At 72.5% G+C, this 21,578-nt stretch carries 18 protein-coding genes; 15 read left to right on the forward strand and 3 right to left on the reverse strand.

Features of this window, described 5'->3' with window-relative positions:
• Positions 1-150: 150 nt before the first annotated feature.
• The 6 genes from OSB71_RS01590 to OSB71_RS01615 all read left to right on the forward strand — a co-directional run bounded on the left by OSB71_RS01590 (position 151) and on the right by OSB71_RS01615 (position 4,586).
• Positions 151-384, forward strand: a complete 234-nt coding sequence (locus tag OSB71_RS01590) for a DUF397 domain-containing protein (RefSeq protein WP_265943289.1) — start codon at positions 151-153, stop codon at positions 382-384.
• A gap of 123 nt (positions 385-507) precedes the next feature.
• Positions 508-963 carry a DUF2563 family protein gene (locus OSB71_RS01595; RefSeq protein WP_265943292.1) on the forward strand — a complete coding sequence of 152 codons (456 nt, stop codon included), beginning with the start codon at positions 508-510 and terminating at the stop codon, positions 961-963.
• A gap of 22 nt (positions 964-985) precedes the next feature.
• Positions 986-2,620: a WXG100 family type VII secretion target gene (locus OSB71_RS01600; protein ID WP_265943294.1), complete on the forward strand. Its 1,635-nt coding sequence runs from the start codon at positions 986-988 to the stop codon at positions 2,618-2,620.
• A gap of 187 nt (positions 2,621-2,807) precedes the next feature.
• Entirely contained in the window at positions 2,808-3,869 is a 1,062-nt protein-coding gene (locus OSB71_RS01605; protein ID WP_265943296.1) for a S8 family serine peptidase, read from the forward strand.
• A gap of 63 nt (positions 3,870-3,932) precedes the next feature.
• On the forward strand, positions 3,933-4,283 hold the full coding sequence (locus OSB71_RS01610) for a WXG100 family type VII secretion target (protein ID WP_265943298.1): 351 nt from the start codon (positions 3,933-3,935) through the stop codon (positions 4,281-4,283).
• Between the two features lie 12 nt (positions 4,284-4,295).
• A complete protein-coding gene (locus OSB71_RS01615) occupies positions 4,296-4,586 on the forward strand; it encodes a WXG100 family type VII secretion target (protein ID WP_265943300.1) in 291 nt (96 codons plus the stop codon).
• 524 nt (positions 4,587-5,110) lie between these two features.
• On the opposite strand, the gene eccCa is transcribed toward OSB71_RS01615, so the two are convergent.
• A complete protein-coding gene (gene eccCa, locus OSB71_RS01620) occupies positions 5,111-9,079 on the reverse strand; it encodes a type VII secretion protein EccCa (RefSeq protein WP_265943302.1) in 3,969 nt (1,322 codons plus the stop codon).
• A 169-nt stretch (positions 9,080-9,248) separates the two neighbouring features.
• Here eccCa and eccD point away from each other — a divergent pair, with 169 nt between their 5' ends.
• The 6 genes from eccD (at position 9,249) to OSB71_RS01650 (ending at position 16,486) form a co-directional block, all read left to right on the forward strand.
• A complete protein-coding gene (eccD, locus tag OSB71_RS01625; RefSeq protein ID WP_265943303.1) occupies positions 9,249-10,724 on the forward strand; it encodes a type VII secretion integral membrane protein EccD in 1,476 nt (491 codons plus the stop codon).
• A 233-nt stretch (positions 10,725-10,957) separates the two neighbouring features.
• Positions 10,958-11,251 (forward strand): 30S ribosomal protein S15, encoded by a 294-nt coding sequence (gene rpsO / locus OSB71_RS01630; RefSeq protein WP_265943305.1) that lies wholly within the window; start codon positions 10,958-10,960, stop codon positions 11,249-11,251.
• A gap of 279 nt (positions 11,252-11,530) precedes the next feature.
• On the forward strand, positions 11,531-13,768 hold the full coding sequence (locus tag OSB71_RS01635; protein ID WP_265943307.1) for a polyribonucleotide nucleotidyltransferase: 2,238 nt from the start codon (positions 11,531-11,533) through the stop codon (positions 13,766-13,768).
• A complete protein-coding gene (locus OSB71_RS01640) occupies positions 13,765-15,147 on the forward strand; it encodes a M16 family metallopeptidase (protein WP_265943309.1) in 1,383 nt (460 codons plus the stop codon). Before OSB71_RS01635 ends, OSB71_RS01640 begins: the two co-directional genes overlap by 4 nt.
• A 42-nt stretch (positions 15,148-15,189) precedes the next feature.
• Positions 15,190-15,945, forward strand: coding sequence for a 4-hydroxy-tetrahydrodipicolinate reductase (gene dapB / locus OSB71_RS01645; RefSeq protein ID WP_265943311.1), 756 nt, complete (start codon positions 15,190-15,192; stop codon positions 15,943-15,945).
• 43 nt (positions 15,946-15,988) lie between these two features.
• On the forward strand, positions 15,989-16,486 hold the full coding sequence (locus OSB71_RS01650; RefSeq protein ID WP_265943313.1) for a hypothetical protein: 498 nt from the start codon (positions 15,989-15,991) through the stop codon (positions 16,484-16,486).
• On the opposite strand, the gene OSB71_RS01655 is transcribed toward OSB71_RS01650, so the two are convergent.
• Entirely contained in the window at positions 16,483-17,064 is a 582-nt protein-coding gene (locus tag OSB71_RS01655) for an SCO5741 family PH domain-containing membrane protein (RefSeq protein ID WP_265943315.1), read from the reverse strand. The genes OSB71_RS01650 and OSB71_RS01655 overlap by 4 nt on opposite strands.
• Positions 17,065-17,214: 150 nt before the next feature.
• Positions 17,215-17,454 (reverse strand): hypothetical protein, encoded by a 240-nt coding sequence (locus OSB71_RS01660; protein ID WP_265943317.1) that lies wholly within the window; start codon positions 17,452-17,454, stop codon positions 17,215-17,217.
• Positions 17,455-17,805: 351 nt separating this feature from the next.
• On the opposite strand from OSB71_RS01660, the gene thyX reads away from it, so the two are divergent.
• The 3 genes from thyX (at position 17,806) to OSB71_RS01675 (ending at position 21,344) form a co-directional block, all read left to right on the forward strand.
• The gene (gene thyX / locus OSB71_RS01665) at positions 17,806-18,498 is read left to right on the forward strand and encodes an FAD-dependent thymidylate synthase (RefSeq protein ID WP_265943364.1); all 693 of its coding nucleotides are present in this window, start codon (positions 17,806-17,808) and stop codon (positions 18,496-18,498) included.
• A 157-nt stretch (positions 18,499-18,655) separates the two neighbouring features.
• On the forward strand, positions 18,656-19,555 hold the full coding sequence (gene dapA, locus OSB71_RS01670) for a 4-hydroxy-tetrahydrodipicolinate synthase (protein ID WP_265943319.1): 900 nt from the start codon (positions 18,656-18,658) through the stop codon (positions 19,553-19,555).
• A gap of 103 nt (positions 19,556-19,658) precedes the next feature.
• Positions 19,659-21,344 carry a ribonuclease J gene (locus tag OSB71_RS01675; protein WP_265943321.1) on the forward strand — a complete coding sequence of 562 codons (1,686 nt, stop codon included), beginning with the start codon at positions 19,659-19,661 and terminating at the stop codon, positions 21,342-21,344.
• The last annotated feature ends 234 nt before the right edge of the window (positions 21,345-21,578 follow it).

A 21,578-nucleotide genomic window follows, 5' to 3' on the forward strand; every position in this document is an offset into this window, starting at 1 on the left:
CGGTGCGCCGGTGCGCGGGCGGCACGCACCGGAAGGCGCGCAGAAGCCGCGTCGGTCCGAGGCGGCCCGCCGCACCGGGCCCGCGCACCGAGGCGGCCCGCCCGCACACCGGGCCGCAGACCACCGAAGAACCCGAAGGGAACACCCCGCATGGCCACCGAACGCGAGAAGGAAGAGCTCTACGCCCTCGACATCTCCGATGTCGAGTGGCTCAGCGCGCCGGACAGCCCCGAGGAGGAGCGGGTGGAGATCGCCCACCTGCCCGGCGGCGGCGTCGCCATGCGCAACTCCGCCGACCCCGACACCGTCCTGCGCTACACGGCCGCCGAGTGGCACGCCTTCGTCCTCGGCGCCCGCGACGGCGAGTTCGACCTCGACCGCTGAGCCGGAACCGCTCCACCGTCCACGGCGTCCTCGTCGACGGGTCGCCCTCCGGTTGGCGGTGCCCGTACGGCTGGATAGAGTGACCACATCACGTGAACGGGGAATCGCAGGGGGGAAACTGCAATGCTCGACGCCGGTCACGGCGGTGGGGGCCCCGTGCCGACGGGGACCAAGAGCGACTTCAAGCGTGCGGCGGAGACGCTGACGGACTTCAAGAAGCGCGTCGACGACATCCTCGCGCGCCTGTCCACGTCGGAGGCGGCCAACAGCCGCCTCCGCACGCGCAACGTGCCCAAGTCCTCCTACGGGACGGGCTTCGCCGAGGCGGACGACCTGGCCCTGCAGTACGAGAGGGTCCACGACCACCTCACCAACCTCTCCAAGACGTTCGGTGAGCAGATCGAGGCCATGGGCATCGCCGTGCTGGGGGCGGACATCGGCTTCGACAACCTCGAGGACGACCTCAAGCGCCGCTTCTGGCAGATCCAGAACAGCACCACGCTGCACCACGAGGAGGCCCAGCGGGCAGGGCGCCGCGAGGAGGCCACGTCCGACGCCGCCCAGACCGAGGGCCTGTAGCGAAGCAGGGGGAGGGGACCCGATGAGCGAGGAGTACACGGACGAGGAGATCGTCGCCGGCCTGAGCAACTACATCGAGGCGCGGAGGGTCATCCAGTCGCTTCCGTTCGTGCCCGGGGGGCCGTCGCTCGGCCAGACCGACTGGGAGAACCGCCGGCTCAACGACATGGTCGACATGATCGACAGCGCCCGGCCCAGCGACCTCCAGGCCGTCGGCGACGCGCTGAAGGACGCGGCCGACGCGATCAGCGACATCGGCGACGAGATCACCAAGTACTCGCGCGACGTCGAGTGGGAGGGCCGGGCGGCCGAGGCGTTCAAGGACTGGGCCCTGAACCTCGGCAAGAACACCTCCAAGCTCGGCACGTACACCGACTACGCCGGCACCCAGCTCCAGGTCGCCGCCGAGGGTCTGGCCTCCGTCAAGAGCAGCATGCCTCCCCGCGACCCGGACGCGGGCCCCGGCCTGCCCCTCGACGAAGTCCCCGCCCCCGCCCGGGTGGAGGGCAACGAGCGGTGGACGGCGGCGCAGAAGAAGGAGAAGGACCGCCAAGAGGCCATCAACCAGATGAACCGCCTCAGCTCGTACTACAAAGTGACCCGCGACCTGATGGCCTCCCAGGACGAGCCCACCTTCGGCCCCATGCCCAACATCGGCGTGCCGTTCACCCCGCTGCCTCCCGAGCCTGCGGGTGACGGCTCGGGGACCACCGGCCGTACGGGCTCCGACCCTCGGACGGCGTTCGCCGCGAGCGAGGTGGCGGGCGGCGTCCCGACTGCCGCCTCCGGTCCGTCCGCTGTCGACCAGCCGTATGTCATGTCGGTCAGTCCAACCGTCCCCCAGGGGACGGGCCCCGTGGGCACGGACATCAACGGTGTCTCCGTTGCGCCTGCGGCGGCTGACCCTGCGGTGCGTGCCCCCTCTCCGGCTCCCAACCCGCAGACTCCGCAGACGGGCCCGAGCGTTCCTTCGGCTCCTCCGCCGTCAACGTTCACCCCCAGCAGGGAGCCGCGGCAATCACGGAGCACGGCAACGCCCAACCGTTCCCCCGGCCAGGGCCCTAAGCGCTCAGGCGGGCGGGCTTCCACCACGAACCCGCCGACGCCGTCTGCACCGGGCGGAAGTCCTTCCCCGACTGCCGGGAGGGGGCAGGGGCCCGTGGGGCGACCGTTCCTTCCCACCGCGCCGGGCGCCGGTCGGCCGGAAGGCATCGTCGGGGGAGTGCCACAGCGACAAGGGCCGACGACTGGCCTCGGTGCCCCGCGTGCTCCCCACGGCCTGGTCGTGGGTGGCGAGCACGCCCCCGTCGGGCGGCCTCCGCTTGGCGGATCTCCGGCGGCCCCCGGAACGCCCGGCAACGCCGCTGGAGGCCCGGCTGCTGACCGGAGGCTGGCCTCCGAGCGAGGCGGGGTATTCGGGAACCCGCGCCCAGGGACGCAGGTTCCCGCACGCCGCACTACGGACTTCACGCCGGGGGGCACAGGGCTGGTAAGGGGGGCCACGGCCGCAGGCGGTACGGCCCCGCTTGGTGCTGCGAACGCGACGCAGCCGCGTCGTGAACGTGATCGGCCTGCTGCACAGCGACCTGATTATCTTTCCGAAGACGAAGCCACATGGACGCCACGTCGTGACGTTGTTCCGCAGGTAATTGATTAGCCGAGATGGGTTGGCAATGACTTCAACATGGTGCACGTCGGGGACGGAAGGCGGCGTTGGTCGTGCACGTAGTCGGTTCTATGCCCTGGTCGCGGCTTTGGGGGCATGGTGTGTATGCCTGACCGGGCTCGCTCCCTCTGCCGTTGCGGCTGAACTGCCGTCTCCCCAGTGGTATCTGGAGCCGATGATGGCCGAAGAGATGTGGGACGTCAGCACGGGTGAGGGTATTACCGTCGCTGTCATCGACACGGGCGTCAACCCGTCGACGACATCGTTGGAAGGCCGTGTGCTCCCCGGAACGGACGCATCTGGCCTTCCCGGTGGCCCGCACGACGACTACCGAGGCCACGGCACCTCAATGGCCGAACTTATCGCCGGTTCGGGTAAGGACGGCACCATTAAGGGACTCGCTCCTGCGGTCAAGATTCTCCCCATTCGGATGGATCTGGGGAACGACATTATTTATAATGAGACCGCAGATGCCATCAGGGCGGCTGCTGATAGCGAAGCAGATATCATCAATATGTCCTTTGGTGCCCCCGGGGCTGAATCGGTAGCAGAAGCCGTGACCTACGCTGCGGGTAAAGGGAAGTTGATGTTCGCCGGTTCCGGCAACCATGGAGAAGAGCGCGAAGGTGTAGGATTTCCGGCCGCGTTCCCGGAAGTCGTCTCAGTGGCGGCGTTGAACCGAGAGAACGAAGCCCCGAATTTCTCCGGGTCGGGGAAAGTCGACATGGCGGCTCCGGGGACGGATATCCCTGGCTGGTGTGATGAAACCTTCACAGATTACTGCACCCTTTCTGGCACCAGTGACGCCTCCGCGATCGCTTCTGCTGCGGCGGCGTTGATCTGGGCCGAGCATCCGGAGTGGACGGCCAACCAGGTGTTGCGGGTGATGCTGGAGACCGCTGGTAAGCCGGTTGACGGTGAGGTCAGCACCCGGGTCGGGCACGGAGCGATCCGGCCGCGCGCGGTGCTGCTCGAAGGCAAGGGCAACCCGGGGGACCCGGACCAGCACCCGCTCCTGAAGCCCGCGGAGTCGGCGGCGCCGGGGGAGCCGGGCGAGTCGGGCGGCACGGGAGAGGCCGGGGGGCCGTCGGATGAGGACGGTGACGCGGCCGACACGGTGACCGTGGCGGACCCCGGGGGAGAGGGCGGGGTGCCCGTCGGGCTCCTCGTCGGCGCGGGGGTGGCCCTGGCCGTCGTCGTCGCCGGTGGCGTCACCTTCGCGGTGCGACGCCGCAGTTGAGAACCGGGACGCGACCTGACAGCGTCCCCCAGGAACATCCGTGAGCTCTGAAGGAGGAGCGCAATGGCTGGACAGGGCTTTAAGTCAGAAGAAGCCAAACTCGCCCAACTCATCACCGACTGCTCGGACATGCAGGACACCCTGAAGCGCCGGATCGGGCAGATGAACGGCGCGGTGGACGCCATCGAGACCGGGTGGAAGGGCTCGGCCGCCGGTGCGTACAACCACCTGCAGCGGACGGCCAACGAGTACGCCCGCAAGCTCAACGACAAGCTCCGCTTTATGGAGGAGGCGCTGCAGATGAGCAAGGACGGCTTCACCGCCAACGAGGTGGACCAGATGGAGAACTTCAAGAAGATCCACGGGTCCAGCCCGATCAGCGACTTCATCGACGCCGCTCCGACGGTCAAGTAGCAGGGGGATCACATGACCAACATCGACGTTACCTACGAGACCGTCACCACGGCGGCCGGCGACATCCGCACCGCCGCCAACGACATCAAGACCCAGCTCGACTCGCTGCACAGCCGGGTGATGGACGTCGTCGCCCAGTGGGAGGGTGAGGCCAAGGAGGCCTTCCACATCAAGCAGCGCGGCTGGGAGTCGGAGGTCACCGGGCTGACCTCCACGCTGAACGACATCGCCAACGCGCTGGACGGCGCCACGGCGGGCTACCAGGGCACCGACGTCAAGGCGGCCCAGCAGTTCCAGATCTGAGCCCCCGGCTCACTCACCACCGCAGAGGGTGGGCGTCCACACGGAGGGGACGCCCACCCTTTCCGCTTGCCGGGCCGGCGCCCGTGTCCCCGTACCGGGCGGCTGGGCCGGGGCCCCGGCCCGGCACCGCGCCGCGTCGGGTCCGCGTCCGGGCGTCGGGCCCCGGGCCCGGGGGCGCGCTCGCGGCCTCGCGTCGGGCGGTGGGGCCGGCGCTACCGGGACCGGCGACGCGCGGGTTCCGGACTCCGCCCTCGGTCCCGGCCCGGGTCGATGCCTGTGGCCCCGCACGGGAGGCGGGCCGGCGGCACCCGGCGGCACACCGCACCGAGTCGGTGACCTGCCTCCGGCGCCGACCCCGCCCCGGGCCCGTGGCCAGGCTCCGGCGGGCCGGGCACCGCCGAGCACCGGGCCGATCACCGGGCCGGCGGCCGGACACCGCACCGGGTCGGCGGCCCGGCCCAACCTCGTCGGCTGCGCCCACGGCCCCCGTCGGCCCCCCGGCGCCGCGCCGCCCCGTGCCCGGGTCACTGCGGTGGCAGCCAGCCGATCTGGACGAGCGGGGCGCCGCGCTTGCGGGAGGCGAAGGTACCGCGCCCGGGGGGCATCGGCCGGGCGCGCACGTTGCCGATGAGGTCGCCCTCCATCGGGTCCCCGGCGAGGACGACGCCCTGCGCGCCCAGCTCCTTGACGCGCTGCATGAACGGCTCGAAGAAGGAGCGCGAGGCCCCCGAGGCGTTGCGGGCGATGATGAAGCGCACGCCGATGTCGCGCGCGAACGGCAGGTGCTCGGTGAGGGCGGCCAGCGGGTTGCCGCTGGAGGTGGCGACCAGCTCGTAGTCGTCGACGATGATGAAGATGCGCGGCCCCGACCACCAACTGCGGTCGCGCAGTTGCTGTGGCGTGACGTCGTCGGGCGGGGTGCGCTTCTCCATCAGGTCGGCGAGCGCGGCCATGTGGGTGTCCATGGCGTTGGACATCGCGGCGTAGACGATGAGGTGCGAGTCCGGGACGTCGCCCAGCAGCGCGCGCCGGTAGTCGGCGACGACGATGCGCGCCTCGTCGGGCGTGTAGCGCTCGGTGATCTGCCGCGCGAGCAGCCGCACGAGCGCCGTCTTGCCGGACTCGCTCTCGCCGAAGACGAGGAAGAACGGGTCGGTCTCGAAGTCGACGTAGACGGGTTCCAGGTTGGTCTCGTCCAGCCCGAAGGCGATGCCGCGCTCGGGGTGCGCGTCGCCCCTCGGGAGCTGGTGGGCGGGGAACTCGCGCGGGAGCAGCCGCACGGCGGGAGCGGTGGCGTGCGGCCAGGCCGCGCCGACGCGGGCCACCAGCTCCTCGGTGGCCTCCGGGAGCCGGTCGGGGTCGTGGTCGCCGTCGATGCGCGGCAGCGCGGCCATGAAGTGCAGCTTCTGCGGCGTCTGCCCGCGTCCCGGCACGCCGGGGGGCACGTTGGCGGCGACCTTGCGGTCGAACTCGGAGTCCATGGTGTCGCCCAGCCGCAACTCCAGCCGGTTCATGAGCTGGTCCTTGAGCGCCGGTCGCAGCTCCATGCTGCGCGAGGCCGCGACGACGACGTGGACGCCGTAGGCCAGGCCCCGGCCCGCGATGTCGGTGACGACGTCGGTGAGCATGTCGTACTCCTGCTTGAACGCGCCCCAGCCGTCGATCACCAGGAACACGTCACCGAACGGCTGGTCGGTGATCTCGCCCCGGGCGCGCCGCCGCCGGTAGGTGGCGACGGAGTCGACGGAGTGGGTGCGGAAGTACTCCTCGCGGCGGACGAGGACGCCGGCGACCTCCGCGACCGTGCGGCGCACCCGCTCCGGGTCCAGCCGGGAGGCGATGCCGCCCACGTGCGGCAGTCCGGCGACGGCCGTCATCCCGCCGCCACCGAAGTCCAGCCCGTAGAACTGGACCTCGGCCGGGGTGTGGGTGAGGGCGAAGGCGGAGATCAGCGTGCGCAGCAGCGTGGACTTGCCCGACTGCGGCCCGCCGACGACCAGCATGTGCCCGGCGGCGCCGGAGAAGTCGCTGTGGAGCACCTCGCGGCGCTGCTCGAACGGCTTGTCGACGAGGCCGAGCGGCACCACCAGGCGTCCGGTCCGCGCGGTGTCGGGGACGGTCAGCCCGCGGTGCTCCACCGTGGTCAGGCCGGGCAGCAGCTCGTCCAGCGGCGAGGCCACGTCCAGGGGCGGCAGCCACACCTGGTGGGCGGGCGGGCCCTGGCCTTCGAGGCGGCGCACGATGACGTCCAGCACCGTGTCGGCGAGCGCGTCGTCCTCTCCCGGGGTGGCCTGGGCGGGGACGGTGGGCTCCGCCGGCCGGGGCGTGGCGTAGTGGACGGGCACCCGGGCGGCGGTGAACAGGGCCGGACGCCGCTCGACGGTCCGCGCCCCGGCGGGGGTGGCCCGCGCCGGGCCCCCGGAGCGGTAGACGCCGGAGACGTAGGCGGCCTTGAACCGGGTCATCTCGTCGGTGCCGAACTTCAGGTAGCCGGAACCGGGCACGGAGGGCAGGTGGTAGGCGTCGGGCACGCCGATCGCCGTCCGGGACTCGGCGGCGGAGAACGTCCGCAGGCCGATGCGGTACGACAGGTAGGTCTCCAGGCCGCGCAGCCGGCCCTCCTCCAGCCGCTGCGAGGCCAGCAGCAGGTGTACGCCCAGCGAGCGGCCGATGCGGCCGATCTGGATGAACATGTCGATGAAGTCGGGCTTGGCCGTGAGCAGCTCGCTGAACTCGTCGATGACGATGACCAGCGAGGCGATCGGGTCCAGCGGGGCGCCGGCGGCCCGGGCCTTCTCGTAGTCGTGGATGTTGGCGTAGTTGCCCGCGTCGCGCAGCATCTCCTGGCGGCGGTTGAGCTCGCCGCGGATGGAGTCGCCCATGCGGTCGACGAGGGTGAGGTCGTCGGCCAGGTTGGTGATGACGGCGGCGACGTGCGGCATCTGCGACATGCCGGCGAACGTCGCACCGCCCTTGAAGTCGGCGAGGACGAAGTTCAGCGTCTGTGAGGAGTGCGTCACCGCGAGCCCGAGGACCAGCGTGCGCAGCAGCTCGGACTTGCCGGAGCCGGTGGCGCCCACGCACAGCCCGTGCGGCCCCATGCCGTCCTGCGCGGACTCCTTGAGGTCCAGCATGACCGGCTGCCCGTCCACGCCGACGCCGATGGGCACGCGCAGGCGTTCGCCCCGGGCGCGCGGGCGCCAGGTCCTGCCCACGTCGACGGAGGCGGCGTCGCCGAGGGCGAGCAGGTCGGTGAACTCCAGGTTGGCCAGCAGCGGCTCGTCCTCCTCGCCGCCGCCGGTCAGGCGCAGCGGGGCGAGCTGCCGGGCCAGCGCCTCGGCGGCCGGCAGCGCGAGGGCGTCGGGCCGGCCCTCGTAGACGGCGCCGCGCCCCGACTCCAGCCGCAGCTCGCCGGGCCTGACCACCACCGACAGCCCGCCGCGCGGCTCGCGCAGCTCGCCGCCCACCACCTCGATGACGGTCACGCCCTGCATGCCCTCGGCCGAGGCGAACGCCGACGTCGGCGGCACCACGGAGCCGTCCAGCACCAGCACCACGTGCGGCTGGTCCAGCAGCGGCTGGGCCTGCGGGTGGAAGCGGGTGCGGCCCTCCAGCCGGGGCCGGAGCAGCTCCTCCAGCTCCCCCAGGTCGGCGCCGATCAGGCGGCGGCTGCCCGCCCCGTCCTCCTCGGTGTGCTGGGCGTGCGGCAGCCACTTGGCCCACTCCCAGCGCGCGGCGGCCTCCGGGTCGCCCGCGGCCACCGCCACCACCAGGTCGTCGGGGGCGTGCAGGCAGGTGAGCTGGGCGAGCATGGCCCGGGCGGCCCCGTACGCCGACTCGGCGTGCCCGGAGACCGTCAGGTGGTAGAAGGCGCGCAGCGAGACGGCCATCGGCAGCCCGTCGAGCGTGCCGTGGGTGTCGATGAAGCGCTGCATGGCGCCGGCGGTCAGCGGCTCCAGCTCCTCCACCGGGGCGGTGTCGGGGGCCACCAGGGGCGCGGCGAGCTGCTGTTCGCCCAGGCCGACGCGGACCTGGCCGAAGTCCTCGTCCCCGGCGCGGCGCTCCCACACCCGGCTGCCCTCGGCGACCAGCGACCACAGTTGCTCGGGCGCCGGGTGCAGGTAGAACTGGGCGTCGCGCTGCCGGGCGGCCGTCTTGCGCACGGTCCGCCGGGTCTGCGCCAGGTACTTGAGGTAGTCGCGGCGCGTCTGCGCCATCTGGCCCTGGGTGCCCCGGCGGAAGCGCACGATGGTGAAGACGACCATGGCGACCGTCGAGACGGCCATCACCGCACCCATGACGCGCATGAACGGGTTGGGCGACATGAAGAAGAAGACCACCGAGCCGCCCATGCCCAGCATGGGCACGATCTGCATCAGCACGCCCTCCTGCTGCCCGCGCGGCAGTTCCGGCGGCGGCTCCAGACGCAGTTCCGCACCGGGCACTTCCGGCGGCAGGACCCGCGGCGGGCGCTTGAGAACGATCTGGCTCACGGGCGTACCAATCCTCACGACGGGTTGGAGGGCCACTCAGGCGGCCGTCGCTCCCCGTGGCGCCGGCTCCCCTCCGCGCGAGGGTGATCCTACGTGCAGGCCCGTGCCGCGGGCCCGGATAGGGTGTGTCCCGCCGCGTGCGCACAGTGATACGTGAGGGGGCTTCCGGGTGAGTACGTCAGCAGGCGCGACGGCCCTCGCGCCGACCGCGACCGCCACCGGCTTCTGCCGGGTGACCATCGTCGGCCCCGACAGCCGGATCGACGTCGCGCTGCCCGAGGACCTCGCCGTGGCCGACCTCTACCCGGAGATCCTGCGCCTGTCCGCGCAGACGCCGGCCGAGGGCGCGCCCGTGGGCTACCACCTCGTACGCCGCGACGGGACGGTGCTGGACGGCGCCCGGTCCCTGCTCGCCCAACGGGTGCTGGACGGCGAGGTGCTGAGCCTGCGTCCGTTCGCCGAGTCGCTGCCGCCCGCGGTCTTCGACGACGTCTCCGACGCGGTGGCGACGGCCGTCGTCCGGGACCGCACCCTGTGGAACGACCGGCTGATGCGGGCCGCCGGGCTCACCGGTGGCGTGGTGCTGCTGACGCTCATGGCGGGCGTCCTGTGGTTCGCCGACCCGGTCGGCCACGACATGCACAGCCTCGCCGGGATCGTCGCCGGGTTGACCGCCGTGCTGCTGCTCGCCCTGGCCGCCGTCCGCACCCGGGTCTACGACGACCGGGGCACCGGGACGGCGCTGGGCCTGGCCGCCCTGCCGCACGCCATGATCGCCGGGTCCGGCGTGCTGCCGCTCCAGGACGGGCACGGCGTTGGGCGGCTGCAGTTCCTGCTGGGCTGCGTGGCGGTGCTGCTGGCGGCCGCGGTGCTGGTCGCGGTGATCCCCGGCGGGGACGCGCCCTTCGTCGCCGCCGCCTTCGCGGCCGGCATCGGCACCCTGGCCGTCTTCGGCATGATCCTGCTGGACGCCGGGCCGCTGGCCGGCGCCGCGGTGTGCGCGCCGGTCGCGATCGGCGTCGTCGCCTTCCTGCCCGGCCTGTCCGCCCGCTTCGCCCGGCTGCCCATCGGCTACGCGCCGCCCCGGCCCGGGCAGGACGTGGCCGGGGTGGCCGCCGACGATCCCTTCGCGCCCGCCGACCCCGGCCCGGTCGACCCCGAGCGCATCGCCGGACAGGTCCGGCGCGGGCACGCGATGCTGCTGGGCCTGGTCGGCGGCTGCTCCGTCGTCGTCGTGGGCGCCGCGGCCGTGCTGGGCTTCTCCGCCAACGCGTGGGCGCAGGTCCTCGCGCTCGCCACCGGCCTCGCCCTGCTGCTGCGCGCCCGGCTGTTCCGCTACACCTCGCAGATCACCTGCGCGCTGGCCGCCGGCGTCGCCGCCCTCGTGCTGCTCACCCTCGCCTTGGCCCTGCACACCCCGGCCACCGAGGACGGCGGCGGGCTGCGCACCCTGTGGCTGGCCGCGGCCCTGGCCCTGGGCGCCGCGCTGCTCACCGCGATCGGGCTGATCGTGCCCCGCGCGGGCCTGACCCCCTTCTGGGGCCGCGCGCTGGACCTCTTCGACGGCCTGGTCCTGCTCTCGCTGACGCCGCTGTGCCTGGCGGCGCTGGACGTCTACGACGCCGCCCGCTCGATGACGAGCTGACCCCGGCGCGCCGGGCGGCGCGGGCGGGCGGTGCCGCACCGGGGCGCCGCCCGTCTGGTGTAAGCTACGGGCGGCCGTTTGTGTACGCACCTCCCGGGGCGCCGCTCTGGAGGGAAGGCGCCCAGCGAGCCCCGCCTCCCGAGTCACGGAAGCTCCCCTGAGAAGCAGACCAGGGGCACTCGGCGGCCACCTGCGGAAAGCGACCGCAGGACATCATGAACGAGGAGTAACGCGTGTCCTCTCTCGACGCCGCGACGAAGAAGCAGATCATCTCCGAGTACGCCACCAAGGAGGGCGACACCGGCTCCCCGGAGGTCCAGGTGGCGCTGCTCACCCAGCGCATCAAGGACCTCACCGAGCACCTGAAGACCCACAAGCACGACCACCACTCGCGCCGGGGCCTGCTGCTCCTGGTCGGCCAGCGCCGCCGCCTGCTGCAGTACCTGGCCAAGAAGGACATCCAGCGCTTCCGCGCCCTGGTCGACCGCCTCGGCATCCGCCGCGGCGCGGCGGGCGGCGCGCGCTGAGACGTGCGGAAGGGAGCGGTTCCCTGACCGGGGGCCGCTCCCTTCGTCGTACCTCGCGGACGGCCGGATCTTTGTAGGCTGGCACCACACAGGTAACACGAGACAACAGCACCACCACGAGGCGGGGCGCGCCCGCCGACGCCGGTCCTCGGTAGTGGCCCCCGGACAGCACCTCGCGAGCCCGGGAGCTTCGATCGAAGACCGGCACGCACCGGGAGCGCTCCACCGCAGCAGTCCGCGGCGATCCGCGCGGCGGACACGTACGAGGAGACTTTCTAGGTGGAGAACGAGACCCACTACGCCGAGGCCGTCATCGACAACGGCTCCCACGGCACCCGCACGATCCGCTTCGAGACGGGCCGGCTGGCCCGCCAGGCCGCCGGCTCGGCCGTGGCCTACCTGGACGACGACACCATGGTGCTGTCGGCCACCACCGCCTCCAAGCAGCCCAAGGACCAGCTCGACTTCTTCCCCCTGACGGTGGACGTCGAGGAGCGCATGTACGCCGCGGGCAAGATCCCCGGCTCCTTCTTCCGGCGTGAGGGCCGGCCGTCGGAGGACGCGATCCTCACCTGCCGCCTGATCGACCGGCCGCTGCGCCCGTCGTTCGCGAAGGGCCTGCGCAACGAGATCCAGATCGTCGAGACGATCATGGCCCTCAACCCCGACCACCTCTACGACGTGGTCGCCATCAACGCCGCCTCCTGCTCCACGCAGCTCGCGGGCCTGCCGTTCTCCGGCCCGATCGGCGGCACCCGCGTCGCCCTGGTGGGCGGCCAGTGGATCGCGTTCCCGACGCACACCGAGCTGGCCGAGGCCGTCTTCGACATGGTCGTGGCCGGCCGCGTGCTGCCCGACGGCGACGTGGCGATCATGATGGTCGAGGCCGAGGCCACCGAGCGGACGGTCGAGCTCGTCCGCGGTGGCGCCAGCGCCCCCACCGAGGAGGTCGTCGCCGCCGGTCTGGAGGCCGCGAAGCCCTTCATCAAGGCGCTCTGCAAGGCCCAGTCCGAGCTGGCCGCCAAGGCCGCCAAGCCGGTCGGCGAGTTCCCCGTCTTCCTGGACTACCAGGACGACGTCTTCGACGCCCTGTCCGCCGCCGTGCGCGAGGAGCTGGCGCAGGCGCTGACGATCGCGGGCAAGCAGGAGCGCGAGGCCGAGCTGGACCGCGTCAAGGCCGCCGCCGCCGAGAAGCTGCTGCCGCAGTTCGAGGGCCGCGAGAAGGAGATCTCCGCCGCCTACCGCTCCCTGACCAAGCAGCTCGTCCGCGAGCGCGTGATCAAGGAGAAGAAGCGCATCGACGGCCGCGGGGTCACCGAGATCCGCACCCTGGCCGCCGAGGTCGAGGCCATCCCGCGGGTGCACGGCTCCGCCCTGTTCGAGCGCGGTGAGACCCAGATCCTCGGCGTCACCACGCTCAACATGCTGCGCATGGAGCAGCAGCTCGACACCCTCTCGCCGGTGACGCGCAAGCGCTACATGCACAACTACAACTTCCCGCCCTACTCCACCGGTGAGACGGGCCGCGTCGGCTCGCCCAAGCGCCGCGAGATCGGCCACGGCGCCCTGGCCGAGCGCGCCCTGGTGCCCGTGCTGCCCACGCGCGAGGAGTTCCCCTACGCCATCCGGCAGGTCTCCGAGGCGCTCGGCTCCAACGGCTCGACCTCCATGGGCTCCGTCTGCGCCTCCACCATGTCGCTGCTGAACGCCGGCGTGCCGCTGAAGGCGCCGGTCGCGGGCATCGCCATGGGCCTGATCTCCCAGGAGATCGAGGGCGAGACGCACTACGTCACCCTCACCGACATCCTCGGCGCCGAGGACGCGTTCGGCGACATGGACTTCAAGGTGGCCGGCACCCGCGAGTTCGTCACCGCGCTCCAGCTCGACACCAAGCTCGACGGCATCCCCGCCTCGGTGCTGGCCGCCGCGCTCAAGCAGGCCCGCGACGCCCGCCTGCACATCCTGGACGTCATGGGCGAGGCCATCGACGTGCCGGACGAGATGTCCCCCAACGCCCCGCGGATCATCACCGTCAAGATCCCGGTGGACAAGATCGGTGAGGTCATCGGCCCGAAGGGCAAGATGATCAACCAGATCCAGGAGGACACCGGCGCCGACATCACCATCGAGGACGACGGCACCATCTACATCGGTGCCGCCGACGGCCCGGCCGCCGAGGCCGCGCGCACCACGATCAACGGCATCGCCAACCCGACGATGCCCGAGGTCGGCGAGCGCTACCTGGGCACCGTGGTGAAGACCACGACCTTCGGCGCGTTCGTCTCGCTGCTGCCCGGCAAGGACGGCCTGCTGCACATCTCGCAGATCCGCAAGCTGGCCGGCGGCAAGCGCGTGGAGAACGTCGAGGACGTGCTCGGGGTGGGCCAGAAGGTCCAGGTCGAGATCGCCGAGATCGACCAGCGCGGCAAGCTCTCCCTCATCCCGGTCATGGAGGACGACGCCTCCGGCGCCGGGGACGGCGGCGCCGCGGACACCGACACCGCTGACGCCAAGTGACGCGTAGCAACCGCGCGACGGCCCGCCGCTCCTCCCCGGAGCGGCGGGCCGTCGCCCGTACCACCACACCGCCGCCCGGCGGCGCGGACGGCGCCGGCACGGTGCGGCGCACCGTCCTGCCCGGCGGCCTGCGCGTGGTCACCGAGACGCTGCCCACCGTGCGCTCGGCCACCTTCGGCATCTGGGCGCACGTCGGCTCCCGCGACGAGACGCCCACGCTGGGCGGCGCCACGCACTACCTGGAACACCTGCTGTTCAAGGGCACCGAGCGGCGCGACGCGCTGGAGATCTCCGCCGCGCTCGACGCGGTCGGCGGCGAGATGAACGCGTTCACCGCCAAGGAGTACACCTGCTACTACGCGCGGGTGCTCGACGCCGACCTGCCGCTGGCCATCGACGTCGTGTGCGACATGCTGACCGGCTCGCTCATCCGCCCCGAGGACGTGGACGCCGAGCGCGGCGTCATCCTCGAGGAGATCGCCATGACCGAGGACGACCCCGGGGACTGCGTCCACGACGTCTTCGCCCGCACCCTGTTCGGCGACACCCCGCTCGGCCGGCCCGTGCTGGGCACCGTCGAGACCGTCGAGGGCCTCACCCGGGACCGCGTCGCCCGCTTCTACCGCACGCACTACGACCCCACCCGGCTGGTCGTCGCCGCCGCGGGCAACCTCGACCACGCCACCGTGGTGCGGCAGGTCCGCGCCGCCTTCGAGCGGGCCGGGGCGCTGACGGCGCCGGACGCGCGCCCGCTGCCCCCGCGCTCCGGCACCCGCCGCGTGACCACCGCGGGCAGGGTGGACCTGGTGCACCGCCGCACCGAGCAGGCCCACGTCGTCCTCGGTGTGCCGGGGGTGTCCCGCACCGACGAGCGCCGCTGGGCGCTGGGCGTGCTCAACGCGGCCCTCGGCGGCGGCATGAGCAGCCGGCTGTTCCAGGAGATCCGCGAGAAGCGCGGCCTGGCCTACTCGGTGTACTCGCTCACCTCCGGCTACGCCGACTGCGGCCTGTTCGGCGTCTACGCCGGCTGCCGCCCCGGCCAGGTCGACGACGTGCTGCGCATCACCCGGGACCAGATAGCCGACGTCGCGGCGCACGGCCTGCCCGACGACGAGCTGCGCCGGGCGGTCGGCCAGCTCTCCGGCTCCACCGTGCTCGGCCTGGAGGACACCGGCGCGCTGATGCACCGGCTCGGCAAGAGCGAGCTGTGCTGGGGGCGGCAGATGTCCGTGGACGAGATGCTCGCGCGCTTCGCCGCCGTCACCCCCGACGACGTGCGCGCCGTCGCCGCCGACATCCTGGGCCACCGCCCGTCCCTGGCCGCGATCGGACCGTTCACCGACCGGCAGGCGGCCCGCCTGGACGCCGCCGTCGCCTGATCGCCGCCCCCGACCCCCGCTGAGAGAAGGAACCGCATCCCCATGAGCAACCTCCGCGTGGCCGTGCTCGGCGCCAAGGGCCGCATGGGCGCCGAGGCCGTGCAGGCCGTCGACGCCGCCGAGGACCTCGACCTGGTCGCCGCCCTCGACCGCGACGACGCCCTGGACGCCCTCACCGCCTCCCGCGCCCAGGTCGCCGTCGACCTCACCCACCCCGACGCGGTCATGGGCAACGTCGAGCACTGCGTCCGTCACGGCATCCACGCCGTCGTCGGCACCACCGGCTGGACCGAGGAGCGGCTGGCCACCCTGCGCGGCTGGCTCGCCGACGCCCCGGGCACCGGCGTCCTCGTCGCCCCCAACTTCGGCATCGGCGCCGTGCTCACCATGCGCTTCGCCCGGCAGGCGGCGCGCTTCTTCGAGTCCGTCGAGGTCGTCGAGCTGCACCATCCGGGCAAGGCCGACGCGCCCAGCGGCACGGCCGTGCGGACGGCGCAGCTCATCGCCGACGCCCGCCGCGCGGCCGGGAGCGCGCCGCAGCCCGACGCCACCAGCACCGCGCTGGAGGGCGCCCGCGGCGCGGACGTCGACGGCGTCCCCGTCCACGCGGTGCGGCTGCGCGGCCTGGTCGCCCACCAGGAGGTGCTGCTCGGCGGCGAGGGGGAGATGCTCACCATCCGCCACGACTCGCTGCACCGCTCGTCCTTCATGCCCGGCGTGCTGCTCGGCGTGCGCCGCGTGCCCACCGCGCCGGGCCTGACCTACGGCCTGGAACACTTCCTCGACCTGGACGGCTGACGGCCAGGTCGCTCGGACACCGGTACGACTAGGAGGCCCGGCGATGCGGGCGAAGCTCACCTACTGCCTGCTGGCGGCGCTGCTCGTCGGCTACTTCGTGCTGGTCGGCGGCCGGGGCCTGCTGCTCATCGAGCAGGGCACCCCGGTCACCGTCGCCTTCGGCGCCGCGGTGCTCGTCCTGCCGCTCATCGGCGCCTGGTTCCTGTGGCACAGCACGCGGTTCGCCGTGCTCGCCGGGCGGCTGGCCCGCCAGCTCGACGCCGAGGGCGGGCTCCCGGCCGACGACCTCGCGCGCACGGCCAGCGGCCGCATCGACCGGGCCTCGGCCGACGCCGCCTTCGCCCGCCGCCGGGCCGAGGCCGAGGCCCGGCCGGAGGACTGGCGGAGCTGGTTCCGGCTGGCCGTCGCCTACCACGACGCCCGCGACACGCCCCGGGCGCGCAAGGCCATGCAGCGCGCGATCGCCCTGCACCGCCGGGAGCGGCGGGCGCCGGAGCCGGCGGAGGCACCGCGCACGCCCGACGCCCCCGGCGCCTCCTAGCCGCGCGGCCCGCGGTGCGGGTGCGGGCCGCCGTGCTCGTGCGCCCAGCCCTCCAGCACGTCCGCCGCGCGCTCGAAGGCGCCCGGCTTGGCCAGGAAGTCGGCGCTGCGGTCGGTGACCAGCATGCGCAGGGCCGGGCCCTGACGCCGCTCGACGAGCACCGCCTGCCCCTGCACCGTGCGCGGCAGCCCCAGCCAGCGGACCGGCTGCTGCACCGTGCGCACGGCGCCGACCTCGGACCACGCCAGCGTCACCGTGCGCAGGAGTTGCACCTGCCGCACGCCGCGGGCGCTGACCCACACCCCCACGCGCAGGGCCCGCAGCGCCAGCGCCAGCACCGCGGCCGCCGTGAGCAGGCACGCCGCGGCCCCCGCGAGCGAGCCCACCAGGACGATGACGACGGCGGAGATCAGCAGGTAGGCGGCGAGGAGCAGCAGGACGGCCGCACCGCCCACCCGCCACGGGCCGGGTCGGTACGGGCGCCGCCAGCGGTCCCGGTCCGCGTACGGCAGCGGTTCCTCGGAGACCTCCACGGGGGCTCTCAGCTCGTGGTCGGCCGTCAGGAAGGGCAGGGGCACGACGGGTCCTCGCTCGCGGTTCCAGGCAGTGCGGTCAGGACGGGATGCCGTCCTGTGACCGGTGAGGTTATCGGGCAAACCCGCGAAGGGGCATACCAGGGGCGCCGCTGCGGCGCGCCCGGCGTACACCGGCCATCCGTGCGGCGCTCGTCAGCGCCCCTCCGCGGCCTCCTGCCGCTGGCCGTGCGGGGCGTCCAGCCGCACCTCCAGTGCGGGCAGCGCCAGCAGCAGCGAGCCGGTGAACCCGGCCACCACCACGAGCGCGAGCACCGCGCGCCCGGCCAGCTCCGACGCGCTGGCCCGCCGGCGCGGCGGCGGGGTGACGTTGCTGCGGAACCGCTCGGCCTCGGCGACGAAGGCGAACGGCACGGGCTCTCCGCGGCGGAACATGGTGGTGAGGCTCCTCATCCGTGATGTCGGTGTGTCGGATATGTCAGGTGTGTCAGGCGTATCAGGTGTGTCGGTGTGGCGGGGGTCTGGGTGCCGGGGTGCCGGCGGTGGCGGGGCGTCGGCGGTGCCGGACGGGCGCGTGGTCGGCCGCTACCGGAAGGAACGTCCGCCTCTCCCCCCTGGTGCCCGTTTTCCCCGGCTTCCTTCCCCCACCACGTGGACGACGGGAACCGCACCGTGGTTGCTCGCCCGACGCACAGCGGGCCGCGCGCGCCTCGTAGGCTGGAATCCCGCAGTGCCGCACCCCGGAGGGACCCCCAGGTGACCGAGAAGCCCCGCTTCCGCAGTGACATGACCGTTCGGCTCGTCAAGCACAGCGCCGCCGACACCGACGTCCTGTGGGCAGCGAGAGTCTCCACGGTCGGTGAGCAGTCGCTGGAGGAGCTGAGCCGGGACCCGGAGCGCTCGAAGGGCCTGATCAACTACCTCATGCGGGACCGGCACGGCAGCCCCTTCGAGCACAACTCCATGACGTTCCTGGTCAGCGCCCCGCTCTTCGTCTTCCGGGAGTTCCACCGGCACCGGGTGGGGTGGAGCTACAACGAGTCCAGCGGCCGGTACCGCGAGCTGGAGCCGGTCTTCTACGTGCCGGACACCTCGCGCGACCTCGTGCAGCAGGGCAGGCCGGGCAAGTACGAGTTCGTCCCCGGCACGCCCGACCAGCACGCGCTCGTGGAAACCACCCTGCGGAGCTCCTACGAACAGGCCTTCGAGGCGTACCGGACGCTGCTGGCGGCCGGGGTGGCCCGGGAGGTGGCGCGCGCGGCGCTGCCGGTGGGCCTGTACTCCTCGATGTACGCCACCTGCAACGCGCGCTCGCTGATGCACTTCCTCGGCCTGCGCACCCGGCACGAGGAGGCCAAGGTGCCCTCCTTCCCCCAGCGGGAGATCGAGATGGTCGGGGAACTGCTGGAGGCCGAATGGGCGCGTTTGATGCCCCTCACACACGCCGCCTTCAACGCCAACGGGCGGGTGGCGCCATAACCCCGCACGATGTCCGAATTGCGGCATTTCGGGATGTTCATCTACTCTGAAATCACGGACCCGGCACTGCCTGAACCCCCGAGCAGGCAGTGCCGGGCTCCACATTCCGGCGCCCCGAGGGAGCGAGCGGCGCCGCGCTACGAGTAGCGTGGACCTCATGGCTCCGACCTCCACACCGCAGACGCCCTTCGGGCGGGTCCTCACCGCCATGGTCACGCCGTTCCACGCCGACGGCACCGTTGACCTGGACGGCGCCCAGCGCCTGGCCGATCACCTGGTCGACGCGGGCAACGACGGCATCGTCGTCAACGGCACCACCGGCGAGTCGCCGACCACCACCGACGCGGAGAAAGCCCAGCTCGTGCAGGCGGTTGTGGAGGCCGTCGGGGACCGGGCGCACGTCGTGGCCGGAGCCAGCACCAACAACACCGCGCACAGCCTGGAGCTGGCCCGCGCCGCCGAGCGGGCGGGCGCCCACGGGCTGCTGGCCGTCACCCCGTACTACAACAAGCCGCCGCAGGAGGGCCTGTACCGGCACTTCAGCGCCATCGCGGACAGCACCGGGCTGCCGGTCATGCTCTACGACATCCCCGGCCGCTCCGGCGTCCCGATCAACACCGAGACGCTCGTCCGGCTGGCCGAGCACCCGCGCATCGTCGCCAACAAGGACGCCAAGGGCGACCTCGGCCGCGCGAGCTGGGCCATCGCCGCCTCCGGCATGGCCTGGTACTCCGGCGACGACATGCTCAACCTGCCGCTGCTGTCCGTCGGCGCCGTGGGCTTCGTCTCCGTCGTCGGGCACGTGGTCACCCCCGAGCTGCGCGCCATGCTCGACGCCCACCTCAGCGGCGACGTCGCCAAGGCGACCGAGATCCACCAGAAGCTGCTGCCCGTCTTCACCGGCATGTTCCGCGCCCAGGGCGTGATCACCACCAAGGCCGCCCTGGCCCGCCAGGGACTGCCCGGCGGCCCGCTGCGGCTGCCGCTGGTGGAGCTGACGGACGAGGAGATCGAACAGCTCAGGCGCGATCTCGCCGCCGGCGGGGTACAGCTTTAGGCACCGACTGCACAACCGCATACCGGCACAACTGAACCTGCACGACCAACGCGCGCGCCACGTGCCCCGCCGGGTGCGTGGCGCGCGTGGTGAGGAGAGTTTCTTGAGCCACCCACACCCCGAGCTCGGCCCCCCGCCGAAGCTTCCCAAGGGCGGCCTGCGCGTCACCCCGCTCGGCGGCCTGGGCGAGATCGGCCGCAACATGACCGTCTTCGAGTACGGCGGTCGCCTGCTGATCGTCGACTGCGGCGTGCTCTTCCCCGAGGAGGAGCAGCCCGGCATCGACCTGATCCTGCCGGACTTCACCTCCGTGCGGGACCGGCTCGACGACATCGACGGCATCGTGCTCACCCACGGGCACGAGGACCACATCGGCGGCGTCCCCTACCTGCTGCGCGAGAAGCCCGACATTCCGCTGATCGGCTCCAAGCTGACCCTCGCGCTGATCGAGGCCAAGCTCCAGGAGCACCGCATCCGCCCCTACACCCTGGAGGTGCGCGAGGGCGAGCGCGAACGCATCGGCCCCTTCGACTGCGAGTTCGTCGCCGTCAACCACTCCATCCCGGACGCCCTGGCCGTGGCCATCCGCACCCCGGCGGGGCTGACGGTGCACACCGGCGACTTCAAGATGGACCAGCTCCCGCTCGACGGGCGCCTCACCGACCTGCGGGCCTTCGCCCGGCTCGGCGAGGAGGGCATCGACCTGCTGCTGTCGGACTCCACCAACGCCGAGGTCCCCGGCTTCGTCCCGCCGGAGCGGGACATCACGCAGGTGCTGCAGCAGGTCTTCGCGCGCGCCCGGCGGCGGATCATCGTGGCGAGCTTCGCCAGCCACGTCCACCGCATCCAGCAGATCCTCGACACCGCGCACGAGCACGGGCGCCGGGTGGCCTTCGTGGGCCGCTCCATGGTCCGCAACATGGGCATCGCCCGGGACCTGGGCTACCTGAAGGTGCCGGCGGGGCTGGTCGTGGACGTCAAGGCGCTGGACGACCTGCCGGACGAGAAGGTGGTGCTGGTGTGCACCGGGTCGCAGGGCGAGCCGATGGCGGCCCTGTCCCGCATGGCCAACCGCGACCACCAGATCCGCATCGTCCAGGGCGACACGGTGATCCTCGCCTCCTCGCTGATCCCGGGGAACGAGAACGCCGTCTACCGGGTGATCAACGGCCTCACCCGCTGGGGCGCCAACGTCGTGCACAAGGGCAACGCCAAGGTGCACGTCTCCGGCCACGCCTCGGCCGGGGAGCTGCTGTACTTCTACAACATCTGCCAGCCGCGCAACCTGATGCCCGTGCACGGCGAGTGGCGGCACCTGCGGGCCAACGCCGAGCTGGGCGCCCAGACCGGCGTACCCCGGGACCGGGTCGTGATCGCCGAGGACGGCGTGGTGGTCGATCTGGTGAAGGGCAAGGCCAACATCGTCGGCAAGGTGAAGGCCGGGTACGTCTACGTGGACGGCCTCTCCGTCGGCGACGTGACGGAGACCGCGCTGAAGGACCGGCGCATCCTCGGTGACGAGGGCATCATCTCGGTCTTCCTCGTGGTGGACAGCACCACCGGGAAGATCGTGGGCGGGCCGCACATCCAGGCCCGAGGCTCCGGCATCGACGACGCGAACTTCACCGCGCTCACCCCGCGGCTCGACGAGGCACTGGGCAAGGCGGCCCAGGACGGCGTCGCCGAGGTGCACCAGCTCCAGCAACTGGTGCGGCGCACGGTGGGCAAGTGGGTGTCCGACACCTACCGCCGGCGTCCGATGATCCTGCCGGTGGTCGTGGAGGTCTGAGCCGCCGTCAGCCGCCGTACGGGAGCGGGGCACCGGGATTTGCGTCCGGGCGCCCCGCTCCAGTACGTTTACGTCTCCACCCCGATGGGAACGCGAGCGGGACAGTGCGCCTGCGGCCCACCCGGTGGGTGGACCGCAGGCGGAGATCTTCTGATACCGTCGGGTCGCGCCGAAAGGCACAGGGATTCCGACTCCCACGAGAGGAATTCCGGACGGGAAACCGGCCGGAAAGAG

Origin of the sequence: Streptomyces marinisediminis (assembly GCF_026262575.1) — a bacterium.
Classification (GTDB): Bacteria; Actinomycetota; Actinomycetes; order Streptomycetales; family Streptomycetaceae; genus Streptomyces; species Streptomyces marinisediminis.